General features: G+C 71.8%; 10 protein-coding genes. 2 read left to right on the top strand and 8 right to left on the bottom strand.

Going from position 1 to position 9,588, the window contains the following annotated elements; translation table 11 throughout:
- Position 1 precedes the first annotated feature (1 nt).
- On the top strand, positions 2 to 1,186 hold the full coding sequence (locus tag ACYVAK_RS00530; protein ID WP_461056944.1) for a PAS domain S-box protein: 1,185 nt from the start codon (positions 2 to 4) through the stop codon (positions 1,184 to 1,186).
- Positions 1,187 to 1,194: 8 nt separating this feature from the next.
- On the opposite strand, the gene ACYVAK_RS00525 is transcribed toward ACYVAK_RS00530, so the two are convergent.
- From ACYVAK_RS00525 to ACYVAK_RS00495, 7 genes are read right to left on the bottom strand one after another with little or no spacing between them, the layout of a single operon-like run.
- Positions 1,195 to 2,247: a GGDEF domain-containing protein gene (locus ACYVAK_RS00525; RefSeq protein ID WP_461056942.1), complete on the bottom strand. Its 1,053-nt coding sequence runs from the start codon at positions 2,245 to 2,247 to the stop codon at positions 1,195 to 1,197.
- A gap of 11 nt (positions 2,248 to 2,258) precedes the next feature.
- A complete protein-coding gene (locus ACYVAK_RS00520; protein WP_461056940.1) occupies positions 2,259 to 4,082 on the bottom strand; it encodes an ABC transporter transmembrane domain-containing protein in 1,824 nt (607 codons plus the stop codon).
- Between the two features lie 32 nt (positions 4,083 to 4,114).
- On the bottom strand, positions 4,115 to 4,669 hold the full coding sequence (locus ACYVAK_RS00515) for an IMPACT family protein (protein ID WP_461058588.1): 555 nt from the start codon (positions 4,667 to 4,669) through the stop codon (positions 4,115 to 4,117).
- A 38-nt stretch (positions 4,670 to 4,707) separates the two neighbouring features.
- Positions 4,708 to 5,490 (bottom strand): hypothetical protein, encoded by a 783-nt coding sequence (locus ACYVAK_RS00510; protein ID WP_461056938.1) that lies wholly within the window; start codon positions 5,488 to 5,490, stop codon positions 4,708 to 4,710.
- Positions 5,487 to 6,080 carry an RNA polymerase sigma factor gene (locus ACYVAK_RS00505; RefSeq protein ID WP_461056936.1) on the bottom strand — a complete coding sequence of 198 codons (594 nt, stop codon included), beginning with the start codon at positions 6,078 to 6,080 and terminating at the stop codon, positions 5,487 to 5,489. Before ACYVAK_RS00505 ends, ACYVAK_RS00510 begins: the two co-directional genes overlap by 4 nt.
- Positions 6,081 to 6,095: 15 nt before the next feature.
- The gene (locus tag ACYVAK_RS00500) at positions 6,096 to 6,728 is read right to left on the bottom strand and encodes a YfbK domain-containing protein (RefSeq protein ID WP_461056934.1); all 633 of its coding nucleotides are present in this window, start codon (positions 6,726 to 6,728) and stop codon (positions 6,096 to 6,098) included.
- Positions 6,729 to 6,755: 27 nt separating this feature from the next.
- Positions 6,756 to 7,904, bottom strand: coding sequence for a vWA domain-containing protein (locus ACYVAK_RS00495; RefSeq protein WP_461056932.1), 1,149 nt, complete (start codon positions 7,902 to 7,904; stop codon positions 6,756 to 6,758).
- A gap of 88 nt (positions 7,905 to 7,992) precedes the next feature.
- Here ACYVAK_RS00495 and ACYVAK_RS00490 point away from each other — a divergent pair, with 88 nt between their 5' ends.
- Positions 7,993 to 8,124, top strand: coding sequence for a hypothetical protein (locus tag ACYVAK_RS00490; protein ID WP_461056930.1), 132 nt, complete (start codon positions 7,993 to 7,995; stop codon positions 8,122 to 8,124).
- 19 nt (positions 8,125 to 8,143) lie between these two features.
- Here ACYVAK_RS00490 and ACYVAK_RS00485 read toward each other — a convergent pair whose 3' ends face one another.
- Entirely contained in the window at positions 8,144 to 9,586 is a 1,443-nt protein-coding gene (locus tag ACYVAK_RS00485) for an aldehyde dehydrogenase family protein (RefSeq protein ID WP_461056928.1), read from the bottom strand.
- Positions 9,587 to 9,588: the final 2 nt, after the last annotated feature.

Raw genomic sequence — 9,588 nt, 5'->3', positions numbered from 1 at the left:
GGTGGACGCCAACCGGACGACGGGCCGGGACAAGATCGTGGGGACGTCGCGGGAAGTCCGGATCGAGCGTGCCGATGGCGGTCTTTTGTGGGGGAAGCTCTCGTTGTCGAAGGTGAGGCTCGAGGGAAAGATCCTCTACACGGCGTTTGTCCAGGACGTCACGGAGGAGGTCGAGCGCCGCGAGCAGTTCAGGCTGCTTTCGCTCGTCGCCGACGAGACGGACAACTCGGTGATCATCACCGACGCGAACGGGCTGATCGAGTACGTCAATCCGGGCTTCACCCGGTTGACGGGCTACAGCCTTGATGACGTGCGCGGGAGGAAGCCGGGCCATGTGCTGCAGGGTGCGCACACCGACAAGGCGACCGTGCAAGCGCTGCGCGAGAAGCTGCGGCGCCAGGAGCCGTTCTACGACGAAATCCTGAATTACGACCGCCATGGCCGGGCGTATTGGATTTCCCTGGCGATCAACCCGGTCTTCGGCGCCGATGGGAAACTGGAGAAATACATCTCGATCCAGGCGAACATCACCGAGACGAAGCAGCGATCGCTGGAGTTCAACGTCCGGCTGAACGCGATCTCGAAGGCGAACGCCGTCCTCGAGTGGGATGCGAAGGGCCAGCCCGTCGATGGGAACACGGTCCTCGCGGGACTGCTCGGCGTTCCTCCCGCCGACGTCGCCGGCCGACTCCCGCCGCTCCACCAGTGCGCCGGCGGCGAGGCCCAGGACAAGCTGTCGAAAGCGCAAGGGACGGAGCTCGACCTCGCCCTCTCCTCGGCGTCGGGCGGGATGGTCTGGCTGTCCGGCGCGGTCTATCCGATCCGCGACAGCGAGGGGGCGCTGGTGCGCTGGGTGATGTATGCCACCGACGCGACGGCGAGGCGCAAGGCGATTTCACAGGCGCGCGACGCGATGAGCGAGGTCCTCAAGATCAACGGCAACGTTGCCGGAATCGTTGGGACGATCAACCGCATCGCCCAGCAGACCCATCTGCTCAGCCTCAATGCGGCGGTCGAGGCAGCGCGTGCCGGGGAGAGCGGCCGCGGTTTCGCGGTGGTTGCCGAGGAGGTGAGGCGCCTCGCGCACGGATCATCGGAGGCCTCCAAGGACATCACCGCGCTCGTGGACTCCTCGCAGGCCCGCGTGCGCGAGATCGTGGCCCGTTTCGAGGACGGGGCGGGCTGAGCCGCGCCTCAGCGCCGCTCGGTCTTCTCGGCGTGCAGCGCGTGCTCGGCGTCGCGCATCACGCGCTCGGCGCTCAGGCCCGCGCGGTCGATGAGCGCGGCACCGATGCACAGTTCGATCCGTGGCATGGACTCGTTGGTGAGGTTGTCGGCCAACACGGCGTCGATGATGCGTTCGGCGGCGACGGCGGCCTGCAGCTCGGGATTCGACAGCCGGTTCAGGAGCACGGCGAAGTCGTCGTCGCCAAGCCGGGCCACGATGTCGTGGCCGCGGGTGCAGCGCCGCAGCACGTCGGCCACGCGTTGCAGCACGGTGTCGCCGACCGCGTGGCCATGCGCCTCGTTGATGCGATGGAAGCGGTCGAGATCGATGAACAGCACGGCGCTGTTCTGGCTGGGCGACCAGTGCGCGGCGCTAGTGCCCAGCGCCGCCTGGAAGGGCTCCAGCTTCAGCAGGCCGGTGAGCACGTCGAGGTCGCCATGGCGACGCTCGCCGGCTTCACGGTGGCTGGTTTGCGAGAACGCGACGGCGAGCAGGCGCTCCGGGTCCTCGGGGCGGTCGGCCAGCAGCGTGCGCGCGACGTTCGCGGCAACCATGCCGGCGCCGACGCGCAGCAGGTTGACCGCGGCTTCGGAGTACCCGTTGGCCGAGCGCCAACCGGCCATCAGCACGCCGGCCGGGGTGCCGGACACGTCCACGGGCACGGCGACGAGCGACCCGGAATCGCTGCGCAGGCACAGGGCGCGGTCGACGCGGGGGTCGGTCATCGTGTCGGCGGCCAGGGCCACGTTGCGGCTGAGCAGCGCCGCGCCGCCCAAGCTGCCCGTCACGTTGCCGCTGACGCCGGCGAGGGTGGCGAAGCTGCCGACCGTGGCCACGTGGACGAGTTCGTCGCCCTCGCGCCGCTCGAAGGCCACACCGTCGGCGCCGCAGGCGTCCTTGAGTTCGGCGAGCAGCCGGGGCAGGACGTCGGCGGGTCGGCCACGCAGCTCGGCGAGGGCTGCCAGTGCACCGAGGGCACGGGCCAGTCGGTCGGCGTCGGACAGGGAAGCGTCGAACATCGGGGCCACCGTCAGGGACAGGGCTCAAGGGTAGTCGAAGGCGCGGCAGTGGGCGAAGGCCCGAGGCCGAACTGCAGCCGCGCCAGCTCGGCGTAAAGGCCTCCCTTGGCCCGCAACTCGGCGTGGGTGCCGATGTCGACGATGCGGCCGCCGTCCATTACCACGATGCGGTCGGCCTTCAGCACGGTGGCGAGCCGGTGCGCGATCACCAGCGTGGTGCGGCCGGCCATGAGGCGCTCCAATGCCTGCTGGATCATGTGCTCGCTCTGCGCGTCGAGCGCCGAGGTGGCCTCGTCGAGCAGCAGCACCGGCGCGTCCTTCAGCAGGGCGCGGGCAATGGCGACGCGCTGCTGCTGGCCACCGGAAATCCGCGCGCCGCGCTCGCCCAGCTCGCTGGCGTAGCCCTGCGGCAAGGCGCGGATGAAGTCGTCCGCTTCGGCCAGGCGTGCGGCGTGCGCGATCTCCTCGTCGGTCGCTTCGAGGCGTCCGTAGCGGATGTTCTCGGCGGCACTCGCAGCGAAGATCATCGGGTCCTGCGGCACGAGGGCGATGCTGCCGCGCAGCGCCTGCGGGTCGAGGGCGCGCAGGTCGATGCCGTCCAGCGTGATGCGGCCCTGCTGCGGGTCGTGGAAGCGCAGCAGCAGCTGCAGCACGGTGCTCTTGCCTGCCCCCGACGGCCCGACCAGCGCGACGGTCTCGCCGGGACGCACTTCGAGGTCGAGGCCGTCGAGCGCGGCGTCGCCCGGGCGCGTCGGGTAGTGGAAGCGCACGCCCTCGAAGCGGATGGCGCCTCGCACAGGCATCGGCAAGGACGTCGGAACGGCCGGCGCGGTGATCGTCGATTCCTCGGCGAGCAGGTCGGCGATGCGCTGCATGCCGCCGCCGGCGCGTTGGACCTCGGCCCAGACCTCGGTGAGCGCGCCCACCGAGCCGGCGCCGATCAGCGCGTAGAGCATGAACTGGCCGAGCGTGCCGGCGCTCATCGTGCCGGCGATGACGGCCTGGGCGCCGCTCCAGAGCACCAGCACGATGGCGCCGAAGAACAGGACGATCGCGGTGGCCGTCAGCAGCGCCTGCAGCCGCACGCGCTTCGCGGCCGCATCGAGCGTCGCGCGCAGGGCGTCGCCGAAGCGCTGGCGTTCGTAGGCTTCGCGGGCGTAGCTCTGCACGGTGTGCATCGCGCCCAGCGTCTCGCCGGCGCGGGTGTTGGCCTCGGCGACGCGGTTTTGCGAGGTCTCGCTGGCTTTGCGCACGCGACGGCCGCCGAGCGCGATGGGCAGCACGGCGAGCGGGATGCCGACGACGGCGAGGCCGGCGAGCTTCGGGCTGGTGACGACGAGCATCGCCAGGCTGCCCAGCACGGTGACGACGCTGCGCAGCGCGACCGACATGCTCGAGCCCACGACGCTGCGCAACAGCTCGGTGTCGGCGGACAGGCGCGACACCAGTTCGGCCGAGCGCGAGCGGTCGTAGAAGGCCTGGTCGAGGGACAGGAAGTGGCCGTAGAGCCTGGCGCGCAGGTCGACCACGACGCGCTCGCCGAGGATCGACACGAAGTAGAAGCGCAGTGCGGTCGCGATGGCGAGCAGCACCGCCACGCCGAACATCAGCAGGAACCAGCGGTCGATATCGCCGCCCGCGCTGAAACCCTGGTCGATCATGTGCTTCACCGCGACCGGCAGCGACAGCGTGGCCGTCGACGAAAGGGCGAGGGCGCCCAGCCAGGCGGCGAGCAGGCGCTTGTGCGGCGACAGGAAGGGCAGCAGGCCGCGGAGCGAATTGACGCTCTGGCGCGGACTGGGTTTCGAAGGGATGGCGGGGGCGGGGTCGCTCATGCCGCTATTGTCGCATTGCCCCAGCGTCCGGCTCAGCGTTCGCGGAAGACCCGCGACAGCCCGCGGGTGGCGTCGCGCAGGCGGGCCTCGAAGGCCTCGACGGCCTCGGCGGGCAGGTCACAGGCCACCCGCAGGCCTTCGGCGTCGAAGCGTTCGTCGCGCTTCACCGCCCCGAAGGTGGCCAGCGCGGCGTGCAGGGCCTGCACGTGCGGGAAGCCCACGGCCACGTCGAGCGCTTCCCACCGCACGATGGCCTTGCGCGGCGCGGTGCGCAGGGCCTCGGCCGCGGCGCCGCCGTAGGCGCGCACCAGCCCGCCGGCGCCGAGCTTGATGCCGCCGAACCAGCGCGTGACCACCACGGCCACGCCGTCGAGGCCTTGGCCGTCGATGGCGGCGAGGATGGGCTTCCCGGCGGTGCCGGCGGGTTCGCCGTCGTCGCTGAAGCGGTAGGCGGCGCCGATGCGGTAGGCCCAGCAATTGTGGGTGGCCTCGGGCACCGACACCCGTTCGATGAAGGCCAGCGCGGCCTCCGGGGAATCGACGGGCTCGGCGCGGGCGAGGTGGCGGCTCTTCTTGACCTCGAGCATCGCCTCGGCCGGGCCGGCCAGGGTGTCGCCGGGCGCGCTCACCCGTCGTCGCGGACGAGACCGTCGATACCGGCGGACTGGCCGAAATCGATCAGGTCCTGGGGCAGCGGCTTGCGCGGGTAGCGGCCGATGAACCCCTCGAGGCTCTGCCGCGCCCCCTCCGTGTCGCCGCGCTCGATGCGCGCGCGGATGCGCTGGATCCAGATCTGCGGGCCCGCGCGGCTGTCCTCCGCGACCACGGCCGCCGTCCCGACATCGCTGACGCGTGCGCCGGACACGCTGATGCGGTCGAGGGTCGCCGGTGCCTCGGCGGCGTCGCCATGCGCAAACCCGGTGGCGTCAGGGGCGGGCTCCGGTGCCGGGCGCATCGTCGACTGCTCCCGGCGGCGCTCGACGTCCGGCCGTGCTTCGGCGGCCGGGGCCGCTGCAACCATCGCGGGAGCTACCGCGGCGGCCGGCGCAGGGGGCGGCGGCGGCGGCACCATCGGCTCGGCGCTCGCCGCCGGGGCGGCCATCTCCTCGCGCAGTTCAGTCCCCACGACGTCGAGCGATTCGGCGCCGAAGCCGCCCATCCGCCAGACCAGGCCGGCGGCAAGCACGCAGCTCGCGGCCACGCCGAGGCCCCAGGCAAGTCGAGGCGCACGGCGAGCACGCGGTTGACCTTCGTCCGTCTGTGCCGGGGTGGTGACCACGGCATCGCGGGCCATCGCGAGGATGCGCGCGTCGAGGGCCGAGGGCGGCTCGCCGGCCGGCAGCGCGCGCAGCACGCGGGCGAGCTCGCGCTCGTCGGCGTCCAGCGGGTCGTGGCGGTCGGTGCTCATCGGTTCGATCCTGTCGCGGGTTGCGCCTCGGGGCCATCGCGTTGGCCGCCCAAGCGGGCTCTCAGTTTGTCCATCGCATAGCGCAGCCGCGATTTCACGGTTTCGCGGCCGGCACCGGTGATCTCGCCGATCGCCTCCAGCGAGAGTTCCTGCTCCAGCCGCAGCACCACGACTTCGCGCTGGTCGGGGGGCAGCGCCTCGAGGGCGCGCTGCAGTCGGCGTCGCTCTTCGAAGACCGACAGCGTGTGCTCCGGGGTCGCCGGGTCGGCCTCGCGCTCCAGCCTAGCCATGTCGTCCTCGCTGGCCATCGGCCGGTGCGTGGCCGCGCGCCAATGGTCGGTGAGCCGGTTCGTCGCGATCTGGTAGAGCCACGTGCCGAACTTCGCTTCCGGCCGGTAGCGGTCGCGCGCGGTGACCACTTTCTGCCAGACGTCCTGGAAGAGCTCCTCCGCCGTGGCCTGCACGCGCACCTGGCGGAGGATGAAACGGAACAGCGGGCCGCGGTGGCGCGCGTACAGCGGCTCGAAGGCCTCGGCCTCGCCGGCCGCATAGGCCAGCATCAAGGCTTCGTCGCTGCGCTCCACATCCATGCGCGGGAGGTTACCTCAGTCGGCGATGGCCACGGCAGGCAGATCGCGCGCGGGCAAGGCTTCGCCATCGAGCGCCGCGGCTCGCCGAACCAGGTCGACCAGCTCGCGACGACTGCTGCCGTCGCGCACACCGGGCGCGGCGAGGAAGGCTTCGTCGACCCAGCGCGCCACGTCCCTCCAGCCCGCACCGCCCAGCGCCTCACCACCGCGCAGGCGCTCGCCGTAGGCCGCCACCGCGGCGGCCCACTGCAGTGCCGGCGACGCGTGGGCGGCGATGTCGGCGCGGCGGACCGGGCGCTCCATCAGTCGGCTCGCGCCGCCGTCCGGCGCCTTGTAGCGCAGGCGCACGGTGGCCAACTCGCCCGCGGTACCGGTGGCAGGCGTGCGTGCTCCGGTCGCGTACTTCAACGGCGCGTTCCATTCGCCGCCACTGCCCACCAGCGCGATCTCGTACAGGGCGGTGACGTCGTGGCCCGCGCCGATGTCGCCGGCATCGACGGCGTCGTTGGCGAAGTCCTCGCGCTTCAGCTGGCGGTTCTTGTAGCCGACGAGGCGGTACTCGGCGACCTGCGCCGGATTGAACTCGACCTGGATCTTCACGTCCTTCGCCACGGTGAGCAGGGTGCCGGCCATCTCATCGCGCAGCACCTTGCGCGCTTCGCGTGGTGAATCGATTTAGGCGTGGTTGCCATCGCCGATGTTGGCGAGCTGCTCCGCCATGGCGTCGTTGTAGTTGCCTTGGCCGAAGCCGAGCGTCGAGAGGGCGATGCCGTGCTTGCGCTGCTCGGCGACGAAGGCCTCGAGCGTCGACTGGTCGGTGGTGCCGACGTTGAAGTCGCCATCAGTGGCGAGGACGATGCGGTTCACCCCGCCGTCGATCGTCGCTTCCCGGGCAATGCGGTAGGCGAGCTCGATGCCGGCGCCGCCGTTGGTGGAACCGCCGGCTTCGAGGCGATCCAGGGCTTCGATGATCGTGCCGCGTTCGGCACCGGAGGTCGGTGGCAACACGAGGCCGGCGCTGCCCGCGTAGACCACGAGCGCGATGCGGTCCTGCGGGCGCATCTGCAGCGCCAGCTCGCGAAGCGCCTGCTTGACCAGCGGCAGTTTGTCGGGCTCCTGCATCGAGCCGCTGGTGTCGACGAGGAAGACGAGGTTGCTCGGCGGCAGCTCGATGGCCGGCACTTCGTACGCCTTCAGCGCGACGCGCATCAGCAGGCGGCGGGCGTTCCACGGCGCAGGAGCCACCTCGGTGTGCACGGCGAAGGGCTGGGCGCGAGAGGCCGGCGCTTCGTCGGCGTAGTCGAAGTAGTTGAGCAACTCCTCGACGCGCACCGCGTCGGCGGGCGGACGCTGGCCCCAGCCGATCATCCGCCGCAGGTTGCTGTAGCTGCCGGTGTCGACGTCGATGCTGAAGGTCGAGACGGGCTGCTCGGCGACGCGCTGCACGGGGTTGGGCGGGACATCGGCGTAGCGTTCGGTGTTGGGCTCGGGCAATGCGGCGAAATCCGCCGGCGGCGCAGCGACGGACGGCGCGACGAAGGCGAGCGGGGCTGAGGGCGGCGGCGGTGCGGGGGGCGGGGCAGGTGCGTACGCGACGTCGGCAACGGCGTCCGCTTCGGCGCGGCGGACCCGCGCGCCGGTCACGACCACCGATTCGAGCCGACGGGAGTCCTGTTCGCGGCTGCGCTCTTGCAGGACGGCCGGTTCCTCGGGCGGCGGAGGTGCGCTGCCGGCGACGTCGCTCGAGGACTGGCAGCCCGACAGGGCCAGCAGCACGGCGGTGGCGAGCAGGGTGGGGACGAGACGGGCGGGACGGGTCGACATGGCGGGGCTCCGGGGTGGGTGACGGCTTCAACGCCCCGGCTGGCGAAACAGGGTTGAAGCCACCCACGCTCCGGCGCAGGCTCCCCGCGTGCGCTTCCGTCTCGCCCTTGTGCCGCTCTGGCTCGCTGTTCTCGTCGCGTCCGGGCTCGACGCCCGGTCGTCGGAATGCGGCTTCATCAAGGACCCGGATCGCCGCGCGGCGTGCCGGGCCGGCGGCTGAGCGCCTCAGCCGCGGGCGTTCAGCGCGACTCGCCGCCCGCCCACACCATCAGCCGCCTCTCACTGAAGTCATCGATCGCCCACGCCGGCCCTTCGCGGCCCAGGCCGCTGTCCTTGACCCCGCCGTAGGGCATGCGGTCGACGCGCACGGTGGGCACGTCGCCGATCACCACGCCGCCGACCTCGAGCGCGTCCCACGCGCGCATCGCGTGGTCCAGGCGCGCGGTGAACACGCCGCACTGCAGGCCGAAGCGGCTGTCGTTGGCGCGTTCGATGGCCTGCGCGAAGTCGTCCGCGTGCTCCAGCAGCAGCACCGGTCCGAAGGCCTCGTCGCGATAGAGCGGATGGTCGCGGGGAACGTTCTCCAGCAGCGTCGGGCCGAGGAGGGCGGGATGGGCGTCGTCGCGCCTGCCGCGCACGAGGGCGGTCGCGCCCGCGGCCATGGCGCTGGCGATGGATGAATCGAGACGATCCGCGGCAGCGGCGCTGATCATCGGTCCGACGACGGTGCGTGGATCGCGGGGATCACCCTTGGGCAGGGCGCGGACGGCGTCGACGAGCGTTTCGCGCAAGGCGGGCCACACCGCGCGATGCACGATCAGGCGCTGCACGCTGATGCAGCTCTGCCCGGCTTGGCCGTACGCGCCAGAAACAATCCGCGCCGCCACGTGGTCGAGGTCGGCGCCGGGATCGGCATCGACGATGCAGGCCGCGTTGCCGCCGAGTTCCAGCACCACGCGCTTCTTGCCAGCGCGGGCCTTGAGCTCCCAGCCGACGAGCCCGCCGGTGAAGCTGAGGACGGCAATGCGGTCATCTTCGACGAGCGGCGCGGCGTGCGCGTTGGCGCAGGGCAAAATCGAGAACGCGCCTTCGGGCAGATCGCATTCGGCCAGCCACTCGCCGAGTGCGAGCGCCGACAGCGGCGTGGCCGGCGCGGGTTTGAGCAGGACGGGGCAGCCTGCCGCGAGGGCCGGAGCCAGCTTGTGCAAGACGAGATTGAGCGGGAAGTTGAAGGGCGTGACGAGGCTGGCCACGCCGGCCGGCACGCGCCGCGTCAAGCCGTGCCAGCCGCGGGTGGCGGCATCGCGGTCGAGGTCGAGGGTCTGGCCATCGAGCCGGCCTGCCTCTGCGGCGGCTTCGCGCAGCGTCGCCTGCGCCCGCGACACTTCAGCGCGCGCGGCGGTGATCGGCTTGCCGCCTTCAGCGCGGATCGTCTGGGCCAAGGCCTCGGCGTTCTCCGCGATGCGTTGACGCAGGTGGTCCAAGGCGTCGCGTCGGCGCCAGCCGGGCAGGGAAGCCATCGCCGGCCGTGCGGCGTAGGCTGCAGTGATCGCCCGTTCGATTTCCTCGGGGCCGGCCTGCGCGACCTCGGCGATCGTCTCGCCAGTCCATGCATCGCGCAGCGCCGATGGCGTGCCTGCGCGCACCGCCCGGCTCGCCAGCCACAGCGGCATGACCTTCATGC

It is taken from the genome of Silanimonas algicola (genome assembly GCF_054777375.1).
This window is presented reverse-complemented; position numbering and strand designations above follow the sequence as displayed.